Below are 19,828 nucleotides of genomic sequence, written 5' to 3'. Positions count from 1 at the left end.
TCAGCCCTCGCCCAGCAGCTTGCCGTCCGAGGTCTCGAACTGGCGCTTGAAGGAGTCGACGACCTCGCGCATCTTGCCGAGGGTGTCGTCCGACATCTTCCCGCCCTCGCGGATCGACGTCAGCAGGTCCTTGTGCTCGCGGTGCAGGTAGTCCAGCAGCTCCTTCTCGAAGCGGCGGACGTCCGCGACCGGGACCTCGTCCATCAGGCCGTTGGTGCCGGCCCAGATGGAGACGATCTGGTTCTCCGTGGGGTACGGCGCGTACTGGCTCTGCTTGAGCAGCTCGACCATGCGCTGACCGCGCTCCAGCGCCGACTTCGACGCGGCGTCCAGGTCGGAGCCGAAGGCCGCGAACGCCTCCAGCTCACGGAACTGGGCCAGGTCCACGCGCAGCCGGCCCGACACCTGGCGCATCGCCTTGTGCTGCGCGGAGCCACCGACACGGGAGACCGAGATACCGACGTTCAGCGCCGGGCGCTGGCCCGCGTTGAACAGGTCCGACTCCAGGAAGCACTGGCCGTCGGTGATGGAGATGACGTTGGTCGGGATGAACGCCGAGACGTCGTTGGCCTTCGTCTCGACGATCGGCAGACCGGTCATCGAGCCCGCGCCCATCTCGTCCGAGAGCTTGGCGCAGCGCTCCAGCAGCCGGGAGTGCAGGTAGAAGACGTCACCCGGGTAGGCCTCACGGCCCGGCGGGCGGCGCAGCAGCAGGGACACGGCGCGGTAGGCGTCGGCCTGCTTGGACAGGTCGTCGAAGACGATCAGGACGTGCTTGCCCTGGTACATCCAGTGCTGGCCGATGGCCGAGCCGGTGTAGGGCGCCAGGTACTTGAAGCCCGCCGGGTCGGACGCCGGGGCGGCGACGATGGTGGTGTACTCCAGCGCGCCGGCCTCCTCCAGCGCGGCGCGCACGCCGGCGATGGTGGAGCCCTTCTGGCCGATGGCGACGTAGATGCAGCGGACCTGCTTGCTCGGGTCGCCGGTGGCCCAGTTGGCCTTCTGGTTGATGATCGTGTCGACCGCCAGGGCCGTCTTGCCGGTCTGCCGGTCGCCGATCACGAGCTGGCGCTGACCGCGGCCGATCGGCGTCATGGCGTCGACGGCCTTGTACCCGGTCTCCATCGGCTCGTGCACCGACTTGCGCTGCATGACCGTGGGGGCCTGCAGCTCCAGCGCGCGGCGGCCGTCGGTCTCGATGTCGCCGAGACCGTCGATCGGGTTGCCCAGCGGGTCGACGACCCGGCCGAGGTAGCCCTCGCCGACCGCCACGGAGAGGACCTCGCCGGTGCGGCGCACCGTCTGGCCCTCCTCGATGCCGCTGAACTCACCGAGGACGACCGCGCCGACCTCGCGCTCTTCGAGGTTGAGGGCGAGGCCGAGCGTGCCGTCCTCGAACTTCAGCAACTCGTTCGCCATGGCCGAGGGCAGCCCCTCGACCTTCGCGATGCCGTCGCCGGCAACGCTGACCGTCCCGACCTCTTCGCGCGAGGCCGCGTCCGGCGTGTACGACTGGACAAAGTTCTCCAGCGCGTCCCGGATCTCATCCGGCCGGATCGTGAGCTCCGCCATCTGGGTTCCCTGCTCTCCTTGTTGGGCCCGTATGTATCTGCTACGGCCCAACTCGGGCCGCTACGTACTGCTTGTTGAGTTGGTTGGGGGCCGGGGGTTACCCGGCCATCCGCCGTTCGACCTCGTCGAGCCGCGAGGCGACGGTGCCGTCGATGACGTCGTCGCCGACGCGCACCGAGATCCCGCCGAGGACCGCCGGGTCCACGTCCAGGTTCAGGTGCACCTCGCGCCCGTACAGGCGGGTCAGCGCGGCGCCCAGGCGCCGCTTCTGCCCGTCCCCGAGCGGCACCGCGGAGGTGACGACGGCGACGGAGCGGTCGCGGCGCTCCGCGGCCAGCCTGGACAGGGCCTCCAGGCCGCTCTCCAGGCTACGGCCCCGCGGCGCGCTCACCAGGCGGACCACCAGCCGCTCGGTGGCCGGCTTGGCCCGGCCGCCCAGCAGGCGGTGCAGCAGCTCCGCCTTCGCGGTGCGCGCGCGCTCGTCGAGGATCTGGCCGCCGAGCACGGCCCGCAGCTCCGTGGAGGACGCGACGATCCGGCCGAACCGGAAAAGCTCGTCCTCCACCTCACCGAGCGAACCGTCCCGGTCGGCGGCGATCAGGTCGGCGCTGTCGGCGAGCTGCTCGACGGCGTCCACCAGGTCACGCGAGCGGGACCAGCGCGAGCGGACCATGCCGGAGACGAGGTCGACGACCTCCCCGCCGACCCGGCCGCCCAGCAGGCCGCCGGCCAGCTCGGCCTTGGCCTCGCCGGACCGCGCCGGGTCGGTCAGGGTCCGGCGCAGGCGCACCTCGCGGTCGAGCAGCGCGGTGACGGAGGCCAGTTCGTCCGCGAGCGCCCGCGCGTCGACGGCGGTGCTGTCCGTCAGCGCGTCGAGCCGCTCCCGGGCGGCGGCCAGTGCCTCGCGGCTCGCTCCGTTCATCGGGCGGCCCCGGCGGCGTCGGCGGCGTCGGCAGCGCCGGCCTTGGTTTCCAGCTCGTCCAGGAACCGGTCGATCGTGCGGCTCTGCCGGGCCTGGTCCTCAAGGGACTCGCCGACCAGCTTCCCCGCCAGGGTGGTCGCGAGCGCGCCCACGTCCTGGCGCAGCGACTGCGCGGCCTGCTTGCGGTCGGCCTCGAGCTGGGTGTGGCCGGCGGCGATGATCTCCTCACGCTGCCGCTGGCCCTCCGCGCGCATCTCGGCGATGAGCGCGGCACCCTGCTCCTGCGCCTCCTGGCGCAGACGCGCGGCCTCGTGCCGGGCCTCGGCGAGCTGGGCCCGGTACTCCTCCAGCGTCTGCTGCGCCTCGGCCTGGGCGGCCTCGGCCTTCTCCATGCCCCCCTCGATCGCCTCACGGCGCTCGTCCAGGGCCTTGTTGATGGCCGGGAGGAGCTTCTTGGCGAAGACGAAGAAGACGATGCCGAAGGCGAGCAGGCCGATGACGACCTCAGGCCAGACCGGAAGCAGTGGGTTCTGCGGTTCTTCGGCTGCCAGGTACATCATGGGGGACCTTTCGTCGAAAGCGGCTTGCGTTCCGGTCCTTACTGAAGGATGAACGGAACGACGAAACCGATGAGGGCGAGGGCCTCGACAACCGCGAAGCCGAGCAGCATGTTCTGACGGATCAGACCGGCGGCCTCGGGCTGGCGGGCGATGGCCTGCACACCGTTACCGAAGATGATGCCGACGCCGACACCGGGGCCGATCGCGGCGAGGCCGTAACCGATGGTGCCGACGTTGCCTTCAACCTGCGCGAGGGTCTCGAGAGCAGACATTCCCTTGGTTCCTTCTCTTGGTGGGCCGGTGGGTGGTTGGTCCACCGGACGTCTTGGGGTGGTGCGGGATGTGGCGTGTGCCTCGGCGTCAGTGCGGCTCTTCGAGCGCCTGGGCGAGGTAGGTGGCGGTCAGCACCGTGAACACGTACGCCTGGAGCGCCTGGATGAACAGCTCGAAGACCGTCAGGACGATCGTCATGGCGAACGAGGCGGTGGCGTAGACGGTGCCGAGGACCGTGCCGAGCATGTACCAGGTGGCGATCGTGAAGATCAGGATCAGCACGTGGCCCGCGAACATGTTGGCGAAAAGTCGGACGGCCAGGGTGAAGGGCCGCACGAAGATGTTCGAGATGAACTCGATCGGGGTCAGGATGACGTAGATCGGTTTCGGCAGTCCCGAGGGCACGCACAGGTTCCGGATGCCGCCGACGAAGCCGTTGGTACGGAACGTCACCGTCATGTAGGTCAGCCAGACGACGACCGCCAACCCCGCTGGGTAGGCGATGACCGAGGTGACCGGGAACTGGGCGATCGGGATGAGCGCCCACAGGTTCATCATCCAGACGAAGAAGAACAACGAGACGAGCAGGGGGACGAAGGGCTCGCCCTTCTTCCCGATCACCTCGCGAGCGATGCCCTTGCGCACGAACTCGTATCCGGCCTCGGCGACCATCTGCAGCTTGCCGGGGACGACCTTCGGGTTCGAGAACGCCATCCAGAAGAAGGTGAGGATGATGCCGGTACCGATGAGCGCCAGCAGCATCGGCTTGTTGAACTCGAACCCTCCGACCGTGAACATCGGCTCGAAGATGAACGACCACACGCTCGGGGCCTCGAAGCCACAGTCCTTGAACAGATGGCAGTCAACCTCGAAGGCGAGCAACTGATCACTACTCACCGCGAGCTCCTTCGGTCGGACGCATAGGTACGGCTACCTCGATGTGTCGGCGCGGCACAGGGCCACGGAGCGGCACTGGACTGGGTATCGCGGGAGAAGGGGCCGACCGACGCGAGGGCGTGACGGCCCGCAGAAGGGTGGGGAGCACGCGACGCTGTCCCGCACAGCGCACGCTCCGTCGCTCGCCACCCTCTCGGCGTCGGACCATAGCAGCCACCCGAGGGGGTCTTTATGTCGCCCCTACCTTCGGCACTCCCACGGACGGCGCTCATGCGCGGGGCCCCGCGTCCGCGGCTTTCCTGTCACCGGCGGGCTCCACGTACAAGGTTTTCACCCGCGTGTGCATCCACGCCTGCGCGGCGAGCCACGTCAGCAGGCAGGCGAGAACGGTCAGCCCGAACACCCGCCCGTCCAGCCACGTGGCGTCCCGCAGCAGCATGAGCAGCACGAGCATGACCCCGACCTGCGTCGTGTAGACGAGGAACCCGGCGCCCAGCAGGAACTCGGGCCAGGCCTGGCCGATGCGGCTGAGCGCGAGCAGGCCGGCTCCGAAGAAGGCGATGACCAGCACGGTGCCGAGCCCTGCGCCGAGGGCGCCCTGGCCACCGGACACCAGCGTGCCGACGAGGACGCCGACCAGCCCGGCGCACGCCGAGGGAATCGCGGCGCCGCGGAGGATCCGGGCGTCGTTCGACTGCATAAGTGCTGCTCCAGCAAGGGGACTGCGGGGGGCGACGGGACCGTCGGTGGTGAGCGTAGCCCGGCGGCGCGGACGCGTGGGACGGGGGCCTGGGAAGGCGGCCCACCGGTTCTCCTCGCCGGTCTCGTGAACGGTATCACAAACTATTTGATGAGGTCTTTACCAAGTCCGTGTGCCAGGCGTCACACTTGAGGGTGCACCTCGTCATCCGTGCACTGACGCGCGCCGGGCCCGGTGACCGCCCCCGCCGGTGGCCCGGGAGGCGCGTCAGGAGTGGGAGTCCTGGGTGCGGCGGCGGGGGTTGTGGTGCCGGTCGGACAGGGCGGTGGCGCCGCTCGGGGCGGGAGCGTGCGGCCGGGCGGGAGCGCCGACGGTCTCCGGTTCGCGCCGGGCGTCCGCGCGCTCGTCCGCCGGCCCCGGGGCCGCTGCCGACGGCCCCGGCTCCGGCGCCCGGCGGTAGCGCGGCGGCACCAGGCGCTGGGCCCACCCGGGAACCCGCGGGGTGAAGCGCGGCAGCAGCAGGACGACGAGCCCGAGTGCGCACAGCGCGACGACGGTCAAAACGATCACCAGGCTGCTGGACTTCACCGAGAAGGCGACCGCGCCGAAGGCGATCAGCGCCGACCAGAAGTACATCGTGAGCACGGCGCGGCTGTGCGAGTGGCCGATCTCCAGCAGCCGGTGGTGCAGGTGGCCCCGGTCGGCGGCGAAGGGCGACTGGCCCTTCCACGTGCGGCGGACGATCGACAGCGCCAGGTCGGCGATCGGGATGGCCAGGATCGTCAGCGGCAGCAGCAGCGGCATGTAGACCGGCACCATGGCCTGGACGGCGGAGCGCTCCGAGCCGGCGAAGAGCCGCATCGCGTCGGGGTCCACCTGGCCGGTGACCGAGACGGCGGCGGCGGCCAGGACGAGGCCGATCAGCATGGACCCCGAGTCCCCCATGAAGATGCGCGCGGGGTGCATGTTGTGCGGGAGGAAGCCGAGGCACATGCCCATGAGCACGGCCGCGAAGAGCGTCGCCGGGGACGCGGCCTCGATGCCGTAGCTGTACCAGATGCGGTACGCGTACATGAAGAACGCGGCCGCCGCGATGCCGACCACGCCCGCGGCCAGACCGTCCAGGCCGTCGACGAAGTTCACGGCGTTGATGGTGACGACGACGAGGGCCACGGTGAGCAGCGTGCCCTGGAGGGCGGTGAGCGCCACTATTCCGACGCCCGGGATGGGGAGCCACAGGATGGTCAGCCCCTGCCACACCATCGCCCCGGCGGCGATCATCTGGCCACCGAGCTTGACCAGCGCGTCCACGCCCCACTTGTCGTCCAGCACGCCCAGCAGCCAGATGATCCCGGCCCCGGCCAGCAGCGCGCGCGGTTCGTCGGACAGCGTGAAGACGTCGCCGATGTTGGTGAGCTGCGAGGCCACCAGCAGCCCCGCGCACAGCCCGCCGAACATCGCGATGCCGCCCAGCCGCGGGGTGGGCTCGCGGTGCACGTCGCGGGCGCGGATCTGGGGCATGGCACCGGCGGCGATGGCGAACTTCCGCACCGGCCCGGTCAGCAGGTAGGTGACCGCGGCCGTGACGCACAACGTCAGCAGATACTCCCGCACGGGCTCCCCTGGGGTTCTTCGGCGCCTGGGCCCTACAGCGTAGGACACGCCGGCGCTGCTGGCTGGTTCCGCACCTCGGCGACCCTACGCGGGCGCCCGCACTCCGGTGAGGGCGGTGACGACCGGGTCCAGGGCGAGGCAGATCTCCTCGCCCACGCTGCGGAAGTAGGTGATGGGCGCGCCGTAGGGGTCGTAGACCTCGTCCGCCTCCGCGCTGGGGGCCTGCAGCCAGCCGCGCAGCGCGGCGGCGGCCTGGACGAGCGCCCGGGCCCGCTCGGCCACGCCGCCGGGCGAGCCCGCGTCCGGCAGGCTGCCGGCGTCGATGGCCCGCACCAGCCGGGTGAACTCCTTGAGGGTGAACGTGCGCAGCCCCGCGGAGTGGCCCATGGAGATGACCTGGGCCCGGTGGTCGCGGGTGGCGGTCAGCACGAGGTCGGCGCGGATGACGTGCTCGTCCAGCAGCTCGCGGCCGGTGAAGCCGGTGGGGTCGGCGCCGTAGTCGGCCAGGACGGTGGCGGCGTGCTCCTCCATCGCGGCACCCTCGTGCCCCCACGTCCCGGCGCTCTCCACCAGCAGGCCGCCGGCCCGGTCGCCGTCCAGCCGCGCCGCCAGGGCGTGCCGGGTGAGCCGCTCGGTGATGGGCGAACGGCAGACGTTGCCGGTGGAGACGTGCAGGATGCGGAAGGGCGTTCCGGGCGGAGTGGAGGTCGCTATGCCACGCCCTTCGGGCGCGGTCAACTGGCCTCCTTGAGGTCGGGAACCACCGTGCGCAGCTCGTCCGCGCTGATGGCACCCGCACGCAGCAGCACCGGCTCCCGGCCGGTGACGTCGACGATGGAGGACGGCACGGTGTCCGGGGTGGGCCCGCCGTCGAGGTAGACGGCGACGGAGTCGCCCAGCATCTCCTGCGCGGCGTCGCAGTCCTGCGGGGCCGGGTGGCCGGTGCGGTTGGCCGAGGAGACGGCCATCGGGCCCACCTCGGTGAGCAGCTCGATCGCCACGGGGTGCAGCGGCATGCGCACGGCCACGGTGCCGCGCGTCTCCCCCAGGTCCCAGGTCAGCGAGGGCTGGTGCCGGGCGACGAGGGTCAGCGCGCCGGGCCAGAAGGCGTCCACGAGTTCCCAGGCGGCCTCGGAGAAGTCGGTGACCAGGCCGTGCAGGGTGTTGGGCGAGCCGACCAGCACCGGCGAGGGCATGCCCCGGCCGCGCCCCTTGGCTTCCAGGAGGTCGGCGACGGCCTCGGGCCCGAAGGCGTCGGCGCCGATGCCGTAGACCGTGTCGGTGGGCAGCACGACCAGTTCGCCGCGGCGGACGGCGGCGGCGGCCTCGCGCAGTCCGGTCCGGCGGTCGGTGGTGTCGGTGCAGTCGTAGCGCCGTGCCATTACGGCACCTCCCTGCGAGCGGTGGCGAATCGGGGGCGGTTGTTCAGGTCGGGGTGGTCGGCGGCGTCGGCCCAGCCCCGGTCCTCGGTGAAGATCCACGGCACCTGGCCGCCCTGGGTGTCGGCGTGCTCGACCACGACGAGCCCCCCGGGCCGCAGCAGGCGGTGCGCGGTGCGCTCCAGGCCCCGGATGAGGTCCAGGCCGTCCTCGCCGGAGAAGAGCGCCAGCTCCGGGTCGTGGTCGCGGGCCTCGGGGGCGACGTACTCCCACTCGGTGAGCGGGATGTAGGGCGGGTTGGAGATGACGAGGTCGACCTGGCCGTCCAGCTCCGGCAGCGCGGTGCGGGCGTCGGCGTGGTGCAGCCGCACCCGGGAGCCCTCGGTGTTCCTGCGGGCCCAGTGCAGCGCGCCCTCGTCCAGCTCCACGGCGTGCACCCGCGAGCGCGGCACCTCCTGGGCGAGCGCCAGCGCGATGGCGCCGGAGCCGGTGCACAGGTCGACGATGAGCGGCTCGGCGACGTCCATCGCGCGCACGGCGTCTATCGCCCAGCCCACGACGGACTCCGTCTCCGGGCGGGGCACGAACACCCCGCGCCCCACCTCCAGCTCCAGGTAGCGGAAGAACGCCCGGCCGGTGATGTGCTGGAGCGGCTCGCGGGCCTCGCGCCGCGCGACGGCCTCCCAGTAGCGGGCGTCGAAGTCGGCGTCGCGGACGAGGTGCAGCTCACCGCGCTTGACGCCGTGCACGAAGGAGGCCAGCTCCTCCGCGTCGAAGCGGGGCGAGGGCACGCCCGCGTCCGCCAGCCGCTGCGTGGCCTGCGCGACCTCCGCCAGCAGCACGCTGCGCGGAGAGGGGGCGCGGCCCCCGGGAGACTGCTGCATCGCTGTTCCTCACCCGTCCCGAAGTGTGCCGCTCAGCTCGCCGCGGCCAGCTTGGCCGCGGAGTCGGCGTCGACGCAGGCCTGGATGACCGCGTCGAGGTCCCCGTCGAGCACGTGGTCCAGGTTGTACGCCTTGAATCCCACGCGGTGGTCGGAGATCCGGTTCTCGGGGAAGTTGTAGGTGCGCACGCGCTCGGAGCGGTCCACCGTCCGCACCTGGCTGCGGCGCGCGTCCGACGCCTCCCGCTCGGCCTCCTCCTGGGCGGCGGCCAGCAGCCGGGCCCGCAGGATGCGCAGCGCCTGCTCCTTGTTCTGGAGCTGGCTCTTCTCGTTCTGGCAGGAGACGACGATGCCGGTGGGCAGGTGGGTGATGCGCACCGCAGAGTCGGTGGTGTTGACGGACTGGCCGCCGGGGCCCGAGGAGCGGTACACGTCGATGCGCAGGTCGTTCGGGCCGATCTCGACGTCGACGTCCTCGGCCTCGGGCAGCACGAGCACGCCCGCCGCCGAGGTGTGGATGCGGCCCTGGGACTCGGTGGCCGGCACCCGCTGCACGCGGTGCACGCCGCCCTCGTACTTCAGCCGCGCCCACACGCCCTGGCCCGGCTCGGCCCCGGCCCGGGCCTTCACGGCGACCTGCACGTCCTTGTAGCCGCCGAGGTCGGACTCGGTGGCCTCGATGATCTCCGCCTTCCAGCCCCGGCGCTCGGCGTAGCGCAGGTACATGCGCAGCAGGTCGCCGGCGAACAGCGCGGACTCGTCGCCGCCCTCCCCCGCCTTGACCTCCAGGATCACGTCCTTGTCGTCGCTCGGGTCGCGCGGGACCAGCAGGAGGCGCAGCCGCTCGGTGAGCTCCTCGCGGTGGGCCTCCAGCTCCTTGACCTCACCCGCGAACTCCGGCTCCTCGGCGATCAGCTCGCGGGCGGTCTCGATGTCCTCACCGGTCCGCTTCCAGGCGCGGTAGGCGGCGACGACGGGCGTCAGCTCGGCGTAGCGCTTGTTGAGCCTGCGGGCCCGGGCCTGGTCGGCGTGGACGGACGGGTCGGCGAGCTGCTCTTCGAGGTCGGCGTGCTCGCCGATCAGTTCCTCGACCGCCTCGAACATCGGAGGTTCCTCACTGCGGGAAACTGCGGGAAAACTGCGAGAAGGGTGGGCTAAGAGTGGCGACGACAAAGCGCCGGTCCCGCGCCCGCCGCAGAGCGGGCCGGGAACCGGCGCTGAACGTCGCTACTTGGCCGCGGCCTTCTTGCCGAAGCGGGCCTCGAAGCGGGCCACGCGGCCACCGGTGTCGAGGATCTTCTGCTTGCCGGTGTAGAAGGGGTGGCACTCGGAGCACACGTCGGTGCGGATCGCGCCGTCCTTGACGGTGCTGCGGGTGGTGAACGACGCACCGCAGGTGCAGCTCACCTGGGTCTCGACGTACTCCGGGTGGATGTCGCGCTTCACGGTTTCTCCTAGGGTTCGGGAGGGCGCCGGGTCGCCTCGCGGGTGCGGGGCGTGAACCGGGGCCGACGGTCCAGTCTGCCATTACTCGGGCCGCACCTTCAAAACGCGGTGGTGCGGTCCGCTATTCCGGTGGGCGGCGCGGACGGCCGCGGCGGCGCCGCACCGGGAGCGGGCGCCGCCCGGGGGCGGAGGCGGCTCCGGCCGCGCGCCCCCGCTTCCGGTCGCGGGGGCCGTCCCGGCACGCCGACGCCGGACGGACCCGTTCCCGGGCCCGTCCGGCGTCGGCGGACGACAGCGGCGGTGGCCCCGCTCAGTCGCCGTTGCCCGGCGTCGGCGTGTTCTTCTGGATCTGCATGAGGAACTCGCCGTTGGACTTGGTCTGCTTCATCTTGTCCAGCAGCAGTTCGATCGCCTGCTGCTGGTCCAGCGCGTGCAGGACCCGGCGCAGCTTCCAGACGACGGCCAGCTCGTCGCTGCCCATGAGGATCTCCTCCTTGCGGGTGCCGGACGCGTCCACGTCCACCGCGGGGAAGATCCGCTTGTCGGAGAGCTTGCGGTCGAGCTTGAGCTCCATGTTGCCGGTGCCCTTGAACTCCTCGAAGATCACCTCGTCCATCCGGGAGCCGGTCTCGACCAGCGCGGTGGCCAGGATCGTCAGGGAGCCGCCGTCCTCGATGTTGCGGGCGGCGCCGAAGAACTTCTTCGGCGGGTAGAGGGCCGTGGAGTCCACACCGCCGGAGAGGATGCGCCCGGAGGCCGGGGCGGCCAGGTTGTAGGCGCGGCCCAGGCGGGTGATGGAGTCCAGCAGGACGACCACGTCGTGGCCGAGCTCGACGAGCCGCTTGGCCCGCTCGATGGCCAGCTCCGCGACCGTGGTGTGGTCCTCGGCGGGGCGGTCGAAGGTCGAGGAGATGACCTCGCCCTTGACCGACCGCTGCATGTCGGTGACCTCTTCCGGACGCTCGTCGACGAGGACGACCATCAGGTGGCACTCGGGGTTGTTGCGGGTGATGGCGTTCGCCACCGCCTGCATGATCATGGTCTTGCCGGTCTTCGGCGGGGCCACGATCAGACCGCGCTGCCCCTTGCCGATGGGCGAGACCATGTCGATGATGCGGGTGGTCAGCGCGCCGGGGTCGTTCTCCAGCCGCAGCCGCTCCTGCGGGTAGAGCGGGGTGAGCTTGGTGAAGTCCGGGCGCTGGCGGCCGTTGTCCGGCGACATGCCGTTGACCGAGTCCAGCCGCACCAGCGCGTTGAACTTCTCCCGGCGCTCGCCCTCGCGGGGCTGGCGGACCGCGCCGGTGACGTGGTCGCCCTTGCGCAGCCCGTTCTTGCGGACCTGCGCGAGCGAGACGTAGACGTCGTTGGGGCCCGGCAGGTAGCCGGAGGTCCGCACGAAGGCGTAGTTGTCGAGGATGTCGAGGATGCCGGCGACCGGGATGAGCACGTCGTCCTCGGCGATCTGCGGCTCGAACTGCTCGTCGCGGTTGCGGCGGCCCCGGCGGTCGCGGTAGCGGCCCCGGCGGCCGCGGCGGCCGCCGTCGAAGTCGTCGTCGTCGCGGCTGCCCTGACGGCCGCCGCCCTGCTGCTGGCCCTGGCCGCCGTCGCCCTTGCCGCCGCCGTCGCCGCCCTTGCGGCCCCGCTGGCGCTCGCGCTTGGACTGGCGGTCCTGCTGGCCCTGGCCGCCGCCCTGGCCCTGCTGGCCGCCGCCCTGCTGGTTCTGCTGGCCCTGCTGGTTCTTGGCATCGGACTTGCCGCCGTCGGACTTCGCGTCGCCCCTGCCGGGCTCGCCCTTGGCCTGGTCGGCCTTCTGGCCGTCGGACTTCGCGCCGCCGTCGGCGTCGCCCGTCGGCGCGCTCTTGCCCTCGGCGGCGTCGGCGGACTGCTGCGCCCCCGCGTCGGCGGACTGCTCGGCGCGGGCGCGGCCGCGGCGCTGGGCGGCCTGCGGCTCGTCGCTGGCCGGCTGGCCGGGGATGTCGATCTGCTGCTGGGACCGCTCCTGGTCCTCGTCCCGCGCCGTGGCGTCGGCGTCGCCGGTGCGGGCCTTGGACGTCGTGCGGCGCTTCGGCTTGGTCTCGGCGGGCGCGGCGCTCTCGCCCTCGCCGCCGGAGGTGGGCTGCCCGCCGCCGCTCTCGGCCTGCTTCTCCTTGATGACCTCGATCAGCTGGCTCTTGCGCATGCGCGCGGTGCCCCTGATGCCGAGGGCGGAAGCGACCTGCTGCAGCTCCGCCAGGACCATGCCCTCAAGCCCCGTGCCGGAGCGGCGCCGCCGTCCGGCGGTGCCGGAGGGAGCACCGGAGGCAGGCGCGGCAGATGCGTCCGTGGCAGGCGCGTCGGCACCTGCGCCCATCAGATCGGTGGTGTCGCTCACGAAGGGTCCTTCCCTGGAGCGGACGTCGGCCTGTCTGGCTCGGCGACCGGTCGTGCTGTCCGGCTGCGGCTGCGGATACCCGAACCGTGCCGGGGCGGTGGTCCCGCCTGTGCGTACGGCGGAAAATAGAACTCGTCACAAAGGTGTGTGGCGCTTGGCGCGGCAGGGTGACCTGCGTGTTTCGCGCCGGCTCCGGGGCAGACTCGGCACTGCTCGGCATGATGCTCGGACAGTGTGGATGGCTCCCGGAAGAAGGGGTGGCCCCGAAAGGGGGCGCTGTGCACCGCACCGGTACGGCTGTGGGTGCAGACTTGAGGTTAACACTACCGGCTCTTTCAAACATTCCCCCTGTCCGGAACAGGCAATCGTGTCACTGTTCCTGGTCGGTGCGGGCAGGCCGCTCGTCGCCGTGCCCCGCGGCGACGGCCGCGTCCCTCAGCGGCAGCACCGTCGCACCCCCCAGGTCCAGGGCCAGCCGGTTCGCGGTCCAGCCCGCGCCCGCCGCCCTGGCGATCTCCTCGGCCTTGTCGACCGATCCCTCCTCCGCGAGCGCCAGCACCGTGGGACCGGCGCCGGAGATCACCGCGGGGACGCCGTCCGCGCGCAGGCGGCCGACGAGTTCCACGCTCCGCGCCATCGCGGGCGCCCGGTACTCCTGGTGGAGCCGGTCCTCGGTGGCGGGCAGGAGCAGCTCCGGGCGCCGGGTGAGCGCCTCCACCAGCAGGGCCGCGCGTCCGGCGTTGGCCGCGGCGTCGACGTGCGGCACGGTGCGCGGCAGCAGGCCGCGGGCCGTCTCCGTCAGCACCGGCTTGCCCGGCACGAAGACGACGGGGACGATGCCGGCGGCCGGGTCCATCCGGATGGCCCGGGCGGCGGCGCCCTCCGTCCAGGCGAGGGTGAAGCCGCCGAGCAGGCAGGCGGCGACGTTGTCCGGGTGGCCCTCGATCTCCGTGGCCAGCTCCAGCAGCGCGGTGTCGTCCAGCTTCTCCGGCCCGCCGGTGGTCACCGCGCGGGCGGCGACGATGCCGGCGCAGATGGCCGCCGAGGACGAGCCCAGGCCACGCCCGTGCGGGATGCGGTTGGCGCAGACGATCTCCAGCCCGCGCGGCTGCCCGCCGAGCAGGTCGAAGGCGGTGCGCAGGGAGCGCACGAGCAGGTGGCGCTCGTCGCGCGGCAGCGTGTCCGCGCCCTCGCCGGCGATGTCGAGGTGCAGCCCGGACTCGGCGACCCGCACCACGACGTCGTCGTACAGGCCGAGGGACAGACCGAGTGTGTCGAAACCGGGCCCGAGGTTGGCGCTGGTGGCGGGCACCCGTACCCGGACGGCGGCGGCGCGGAACGCGGGACCGGCCATCTGGCGGTGACTCTCCTTGGTCGGTGGTTGGAGCGAAGCCCCGGCGTCGCCGCCGTGGGGAAGCGGCGCCGCGCGCTGTGTGGGGACGCGCGGTACTGGCCCGTGGCACATGCCTGCGTGCGGGGCGGGGGCTGGTGACAGCGTATCGAAGGAAGGTTCAGTGGCGACACAGGGCGCACGGCGGGCGCACGGTGCGTGTCGTCCTCCTTTCCGTGCTCCCGGGCCGCCGTTGTGGCGGCCCGGCGGGGCGGGCCGACCGCCGCGCGCGGGCCGGGTCAGCCGCCGCGCCGCGGGCCGCGACCGGCGCGGCCCGCGGCACACCTCAGGCCAGCCCCAGGCGCGCGGCCGCGGCCGCGGCGTCCACCGGTACGGTCACCGGCTGCGGGGCGCCGGCGACGGCCCAGTCGGGGTCCTTGAGACCATTCCCCGTCACCGTGCAGACAATGCGCTGACCCCGGTCGAGCAGGCCCTGCTCGGCCGCCTTGAGCAGCCCGGCCACCGAGGCGGCCGACGCGGGCTCGACGAACACGCCCTCCTGCGCGGAGAGCAGGCGGTAGGCGGAGAGGATCTGGCGGTCCGTCACCTCGTCGATGCGCCCCCCCGAGGCGTCGCGCGCGGCCTCGGCCAGCGACCACGAGGCGGGGTTGCCGATGCGGATGGCGGTGGCGATCGTCTGGGGGTCCTTGACCGGCTCGCCGCGCACGATCGGGGCCGAGCCGGAGGCCTGGAACCCCCACATGCGCGGGGTGCGGGAGGCCAGGCCGTCGGCGGCGTACTCCTGGTAGCCCTTCCAGTAGGCGGTGATGTTCCCGGCGTTGCCGACGGGCAGGAGGTGCAGGTCGGGGGCGTCACCGAGGCGGTCGACGACCTCGAAGGCGGCCGTCTTCTGCCCCTCGATGCGCACCGGGTTCACCGAATTGACCAGCGCCACCGGGTAGTTGTCCGACAACCCGCGGGCCAGGGCGAGGCAGTCGTCGAAGTTGCCGTCGACCTGGAGGATCTTGGCGCCGTGGACGAGGGCCTGGCCCATCTTCCCCAGCGCGATCTTGCCCTGCGGGACGAGCACCGCGCACACCATCCGCGCGCGCACCGCGTAGGCGGCGGCCGAGGCGGAGGTGTTGCCGGTGGAGGCGCAGATGACCGCCTTGGCGCCCTCCTCCTTCGCCCGGGAGATCGCCATCGTCATGCCGCGGTCCTTGAACGACCCCGTCGGGTTGGCGCCCTCGACCTTCAGGTAGACCTCGCAGCCGGTGCGCTCGGAGAGCACCTGCGCGGGCACCAGCGGGGTGCCGCCCTCGCCGAGCGTGACCACCGGCGTCGCGTCGTCGACCGGGAGCCGGTCGCGGTACTCCTCGATGATGCCGCGCCACTGGTGGGTGGCCGGACGGACCGGGGCGGCGTTGGCGCTTGCGGACATCTTCCTCATTCCCCTTCGACCCGCATGATGCTCGCGACGCCGTGGACGGTGTCCAGACGACGCAGCGCCTCGACGGTGGCGGCGAGCGCGGCGTCGGAGGCGTGGTGGGTGACGACGACCAGGGAGGCGTCGCCCTCGACGCCCTCCTTGCCCTGCTGGCGGACGGTGTCGATGGACACCCCGTGCTCGGCGAAGACCAGCGCGCACTGGGCCAGCACGCCGGACTTGTCCGCCACATCCAGGCTGATGTGGTACCGCGTGACGGCCTCGCCCATCGGGCTCACCGGGAGCTGGGCGTAGGCCGACTCGCCGGGGCCGCGCGCCCCGCCGACCTTGTTGCGGCAGGCGGCCACCAGGTCGCCGAGCACGGCGGACGCGGTGGGCGACCCGCCGGCCCCGGGACCGTAGAACATGAGCTGCCCGGCGGCCTCGGCCTCGACGAAGACGGCGTTGTAGGCCTCGTGCACGGACGCCAGCGGGTGGCTGAGCGGGATCATCGCGGGGTGCACGCGGGCGGTGACCGAGCGCCCGTCGGCGGCTCGCTCGCAGATCGCCAGCAGCTTGACGGTGCAGCCCATGCGGCGCGCGGCGGCGATGTCGGCGGCGGTGATCTCGGTGATGCCCTCGCGGTGCACGTCGTCCAGGCCGACCCGGGTGTGGAAGGCGATCTTGGCGAGGATGGCGGCCTTGGCGGCGGCGTCGAAGCCCTCGACGTCGGCGGTCGGGTCGGCCTCGGCGTAGCCCAGCGCGGTGGCCTCCTCCAGCGCCTCGGCATACCCCGCGCCGGAGGTGTCCATGCGGTCGAGGATGAAGTTGGTCGTGCCGTTGACGATGCCCAGCACCCGGTTGACCTTGTCCCCGGCCAGCGACTCGCGCAGCGGCCGCACCAGCGGGATCGCCCCCGCGACGGCGGCCTCGTAGTACAGGTCCACGCCGTGCTTCTCGGCCGCCCTGTGCAGCGTGGCGCCGTCCTCGGCCAGCAGCGCCTTGTTGGCCGAGACCACGCTGGCCCCGTGCTCGAAGGCGGTGGTGATCAGCGAGCGGGCGGGCTCCAGGCCGCCGATGACCTCGACGACGACGTCCACGTCCGCGCGGGCCACCAGCGCGCCGGCGTCCGTGGTGACCAGGTGCGCGGGCACGCCCTCGCGCACCCGGCCGGGGCGCCGCACGGCGATCCCGGCCAGCTCCACGGGCGCGCCGATGCGGGCGGCGAGGTCGTCCGCGTGCGTCGTCATCAGGCGCGCCACCTCGGAGCCGACCACTCCGCAGCCCAGCAGCGCCACCTTCAGCGGACGCGTACGCATCATCCGACCTCGCCTCTTCGGTCTCTCCGGCCTGTTCGGCCCTGCCGCAATCTCGGTGCCACAAGTCTCACGCACCGGGCCCCCACTTCCGCACCGGGTCCAGCATGTGAAATGTGCCTCTCACCCTGTGTGCACCCCCACCCCGCGCACCCCCGGCCCGGGGCGGCGCTCACCCCACGTCCAGCCGCAGCAGGTCCTCCTCCGTCTCGCGGCGGACGATCACCCGGGCCGCGCCGTCGGCGACGGCCACGACGGGCGGGCGGGCGATGTGGTTGTAGTTGCTGGCCATGGAGCGGCAGTACGCGCCGGTCGCCGGGACGGCGAGCAGGTCGCCGGGGGCGGTGTCGGCGGGCAGGAAGGCGTCGCGGACGACGATATCGCCGCTCTCGCAGTGCTTGCCCACCACCCGGCTCAGCATCGGGGGGGCCGTGGAGGTGCGCGAGGCCAGCGCCACCGAGTACACGGCGTCGTAGAGCGCGGTGCGGATGTTGTCCGACATGCCGCCGTCGACGCTCACGTACGTGCGCAGGTGCGGCAGCGGCTTGACGGTGCCCACCTCGTAGAGGGTGAACGTCGTCGGCCCGGCGATGGCCCGGCCCGGCTCCACCGACAGACGCGGCACCGCCAGCCCGGCCAGCTCGCACTCGCGGCGCACGATGCGGCTGAGTGAGGCGGCGATGTCCGCCGGCTCGCGCGGGTCGTCCTCGGCGGTGTAGGCGATGCCCAGCCCCCCGCCCAGGTCGATCTCCGGCAGCTCGACGCCGTGCTCGTCGCGCACCTCCCGCAGCAGGCCGACGACGCGGTGGGCGGCGACCTCGAAGCCGGAGGTGTCGAAGATCTGCGAACCGATGTGGGAGTGGATGCCGACCAGCTCCAGGCCGTCCAGCTTCAGCGCCCGGCGCACCGCCTCGGCGGCCTGCCCTCCCCCGGGCTCCGCCGGGGAGCCGCCCCCGCCGAGCGGGATGCCGAACTTCTGGTCCTCGTGCGCGGTGGCGATGAACTCGTGGGTGTGCGCCTCGACGCCCACGGTCACCCGGATCTGCACCTTCTGGCGCACCCCGAGCTCGTCGGCGAGGTGGGCGACGCGGACCATCTCCTGGAAGGAGTCGAGCACGATCCGCCCGACGCCCGCCTCGATCGCGCGGCGCAGCTCGGCGGTGGACTTGTTGTTGCCGTGCAGCGCGAGGCGCTCGGGCGGCATCCCGGCCGTCAGCGCGGTGGCCAGCTCGCCGCCGGAGCACACGTCCAGGTTCAGCCCCTCCTCGCGCAGCCAGCGCACCACCGCGCGGGACAGGAACGCCTTGCCCGCGTAGAAGACGTCGGCGTCCGCGCCGAACGCCTCGCGCCAGGCGCGGCAGCGGGCGCGGAAGTCGGCTTCGTCCAGGAAGTAGGCCGGGGTGCCGAACTCCTCGGCCAGATCGGTGACGCGCAGCCCGCCGACGGTGAGCACGCCGTGCTCGTCGCGGGCGGCGGTACGGGGCCAGACACGGGGGTCGAGGGCGTTCACGTCCTCGGGCGGCGGGGCGTGGTGCCCTTCGGGCAGGACGTCGGCGTGGCGGGGCCCGGCGGGGTGGGCGGAACGGCTCATGGTCTTCGGTTCCTCAGAGGTGTTCGGGTGCGCTGATGCCGAGCTGGGTCAGGCCGCCGGCCAGCACCGTCCCGGTGGCCTCGGCGAAGGCCAGCCGGGCGCGGTGGGCGGCCCCGGGTTTCTCGTCGCCGCTGGGCAGGACGGGGCGGGCGTCGTGGAGGTCGAAGAAGGTGTCGGCGGTGCGGACCAGGTGGCGGGCGAGCGCGGCGTCGTCACCGGCCCCGGCCACCCGGTCGGCGTCGGCCAGCAGGGCGGTCAGCTCCCGCTCGGCGGGGCACGGGGCGCCGCCGCACGCGCCGGGTTCGGCGCGGAAGCCCAGGGCCCGCGCGCCGGCGCCCAGGGCCCGGGTGCGGGCGTGGGCGTACTGCACCCGGAACAGCGGGTTCGTGGCGCGGCGCTCGTGGGTGGGCGGCGCCCCGGTGACCCGCGCCCACCGGGCGGCGTCCCGGGCCGGGTCCTCGGGCAGCCGGGCCGGCTCCGGGCGCGCGAGCAGCTCGCGCACCGGTCCGGGGCGGGCGTCCGGGGCGAGGGTGATGTTCAGGAAGCCGGGCCCGGCGACGTCGACGGCGGCGATGCCGGGCGCTCCGGCGAGGTGGGCGCGCAGCACTGCGGCCACCTCGCGGGCCGGGCGGGCGGTGCCGGGCGCCAGGCGCAGCGCCAGGTTGGAGGCGTAGTCGGCGGCGCCGTGCGGCGGACGGCGCAGGGTGACCCGGTGCGGCGGCCCGGCGGGCGGGGGCAGGGCGCCCGCGGCCACGGCACGGTCCAGGGCGAGCCGCAGGGTGCGCGAGAGCTGGGCGGGGGTCACGGGGACCAGCGTAAGGAGGCCGGGGCGCGGCAGGCGAATCCGTTCCGCCCTCAGGGACGCCGGGCCACCCGTCCCGCACCCCCGGGCACGGAGGGTGACGGGCGGGGGCGGCACGGCGCCGCCGCCCCGGCGCGGCGCAGGCGGCGCACCAGGTGCACCAGCTCGCCCGGGTCGAACGGCTTGGCCAGGAAGGCGTCCACGCCGCACGCCGCGCCGAGCTGGGTACATGCGCTGACCACCGCGACGGGGATGTGCCGCGTCCGCGGGTCCGCGCGCAGGCGCTCGGCGGTGCGCAGGCCGTCCAGGCGCGGCATGGCCACGTCGAGGGTGATCACGTCCGGGCGCAGGCGGTGGGCGAGGTCGAGGCAGACGGCACCGTCGGCGGCGGTCAGCACCTCGAAGCCCTCCAGCTCCAGGTTGACCGTGATCAGCTCCCGGATGACCGCGCTGTCGTCGGCGACGAGCACCCGGCCGGACGCACCTGCCACGCCCCCAGCGTAGGTCGCCCCCCACCACGCCGTCCGGCGTTTCCCCGTTTCCGGAGCACGGGCGACGGCCCGGCCGCCGCGGCGCGCCACGGAGCACGGACCCGGCGGCGCGCGGCCCCCGCCGTGCCCGGATCCCGGCCAGGCGCGCCCGGCACGCCCCTGGCACGCCCCTGGCACCGCACCTCCCCCACGCCGACCGGCAACCCGCCGCGTGGACGCGGGCGCGCGGCGCGCCTGGCGCGGGTGGGCACGGCG

At 73.2% G+C, this 19,828-nt stretch carries 19 protein-coding genes; all 19 read right to left on the bottom strand.

Annotated elements, in window-relative coordinates:
• Positions 1–1,572 carry a F0F1 ATP synthase subunit alpha gene (gene atpA / locus OSB71_RS00170; protein WP_265942772.1) on the bottom strand — a complete coding sequence of 524 codons (1,572 nt, stop codon included), beginning with the start codon at positions 1,570–1,572 and terminating at the stop codon, positions 1–3.
• 97 nt (positions 1,573–1,669) lie between these two features.
• Entirely contained in the window at positions 1,670–2,494 is an 825-nt protein-coding gene (locus OSB71_RS00165) for a F0F1 ATP synthase subunit delta (protein ID WP_265942770.1), read from the bottom strand.
• On the bottom strand, positions 2,491–3,054 hold the full coding sequence (locus OSB71_RS00160; protein WP_265942768.1) for a F0F1 ATP synthase subunit B: 564 nt from the start codon (positions 3,052–3,054) through the stop codon (positions 2,491–2,493). Before OSB71_RS00160 ends, OSB71_RS00165 begins: the two co-directional genes overlap by 4 nt.
• A gap of 38 nt (positions 3,055–3,092) precedes the next feature.
• Entirely contained in the window at positions 3,093–3,326 is a 234-nt protein-coding gene (atpE, locus tag OSB71_RS00155; RefSeq protein WP_265942766.1) for an ATP synthase F0 subunit C, read from the bottom strand.
• An 88-nt stretch (positions 3,327–3,414) separates the two neighbouring features.
• Positions 3,415–4,224 (bottom strand): F0F1 ATP synthase subunit A, encoded by an 810-nt coding sequence (atpB, locus tag OSB71_RS00150; RefSeq protein ID WP_265942764.1) that lies wholly within the window; start codon positions 4,222–4,224, stop codon positions 3,415–3,417.
• A gap of 268 nt (positions 4,225–4,492) precedes the next feature.
• Positions 4,493–4,924 carry a Cg1360 family ATP-synthase-associated protein gene (locus OSB71_RS00145; protein WP_265942762.1) on the bottom strand — a complete coding sequence of 144 codons (432 nt, stop codon included), beginning with the start codon at positions 4,922–4,924 and terminating at the stop codon, positions 4,493–4,495.
• Positions 4,925–5,191: 267 nt separating this feature from the next.
• Positions 5,192–6,538, bottom strand: coding sequence for an MraY family glycosyltransferase (locus OSB71_RS00140; protein ID WP_265942759.1), 1,347 nt, complete (start codon positions 6,536–6,538; stop codon positions 5,192–5,194).
• Between the two features lie 84 nt (positions 6,539–6,622).
• Entirely contained in the window at positions 6,623–7,276 is a 654-nt protein-coding gene (locus OSB71_RS00135) for an arsenate reductase/protein-tyrosine-phosphatase family protein (RefSeq protein WP_265942757.1), read from the bottom strand.
• Positions 7,273–7,920, bottom strand: coding sequence for an L-threonylcarbamoyladenylate synthase (locus tag OSB71_RS00130; RefSeq protein WP_265942755.1), 648 nt, complete (start codon positions 7,918–7,920; stop codon positions 7,273–7,275). The genes OSB71_RS00135 and OSB71_RS00130 overlap by 4 nt, the downstream gene beginning before the upstream one ends.
• Entirely contained in the window at positions 7,920–8,801 is an 882-nt protein-coding gene (gene prmC, locus OSB71_RS00125) for a peptide chain release factor N(5)-glutamine methyltransferase (protein ID WP_265942753.1), read from the bottom strand. Before prmC ends, OSB71_RS00130 begins: the two co-directional genes overlap by 1 nt.
• Before the next feature lie 32 nt (positions 8,802–8,833).
• Complete coding sequence (prfA, locus tag OSB71_RS00120; protein ID WP_265942751.1) at positions 8,834–9,904, bottom strand: peptide chain release factor 1; 1,071 nt, start codon at positions 9,902–9,904, stop codon at positions 8,834–8,836.
• A gap of 123 nt (positions 9,905–10,027) precedes the next feature.
• On the bottom strand, positions 10,028–10,246 hold the full coding sequence (gene rpmE, locus OSB71_RS00115) for a 50S ribosomal protein L31 (protein WP_265942748.1): 219 nt from the start codon (positions 10,244–10,246) through the stop codon (positions 10,028–10,030).
• A gap of 310 nt (positions 10,247–10,556) precedes the next feature.
• The gene (gene rho / locus OSB71_RS00110; protein ID WP_265942746.1) at positions 10,557–12,617 is read right to left on the bottom strand and encodes a transcription termination factor Rho; all 2,061 of its coding nucleotides are present in this window, start codon (positions 12,615–12,617) and stop codon (positions 10,557–10,559) included.
• A gap of 370 nt (positions 12,618–12,987) precedes the next feature.
• Complete coding sequence (thrB, locus tag OSB71_RS00105; RefSeq protein WP_265942744.1) at positions 12,988–13,971, bottom strand: homoserine kinase; 984 nt, start codon at positions 13,969–13,971, stop codon at positions 12,988–12,990.
• Between the two features lie 322 nt (positions 13,972–14,293).
• Positions 14,294–15,388, bottom strand: coding sequence for a threonine synthase (gene thrC, locus OSB71_RS00100; protein WP_265942742.1), 1,095 nt, complete (start codon positions 15,386–15,388; stop codon positions 14,294–14,296).
• 5 nt (positions 15,389–15,393) lie between these two features.
• Positions 15,394–16,695: a homoserine dehydrogenase gene (locus tag OSB71_RS00095; protein ID WP_265942740.1), complete on the bottom strand. Its 1,302-nt coding sequence runs from the start codon at positions 16,693–16,695 to the stop codon at positions 15,394–15,396.
• A gap of 166 nt (positions 16,696–16,861) precedes the next feature.
• A complete protein-coding gene (gene lysA / locus OSB71_RS00090; protein ID WP_265942738.1) occupies positions 16,862–18,280 on the bottom strand; it encodes a diaminopimelate decarboxylase in 1,419 nt (472 codons plus the stop codon).
• Positions 18,281–18,293: 13 nt separating this feature from the next.
• A complete protein-coding gene (locus OSB71_RS00085) occupies positions 18,294–19,085 on the bottom strand; it encodes a DALR anticodon-binding domain-containing protein (RefSeq protein ID WP_265942736.1) in 792 nt (263 codons plus the stop codon).
• A gap of 50 nt (positions 19,086–19,135) precedes the next feature.
• Positions 19,136–19,573 (bottom strand): response regulator, encoded by a 438-nt coding sequence (locus OSB71_RS00080; RefSeq protein WP_265942734.1) that lies wholly within the window; start codon positions 19,571–19,573, stop codon positions 19,136–19,138.
• Positions 19,574–19,828: the final 255 nt, after the last annotated feature.

It is taken from the genome of Streptomyces marinisediminis (assembly GCF_026262575.1).
GTDB lineage: Bacteria > Actinomycetota > Actinomycetes > Streptomycetales > Streptomycetaceae > Streptomyces > Streptomyces marinisediminis.
Note: the sequence above shows the minus strand (reverse complement) of the source record. Positions and strands in the feature narration are given on the sequence as shown.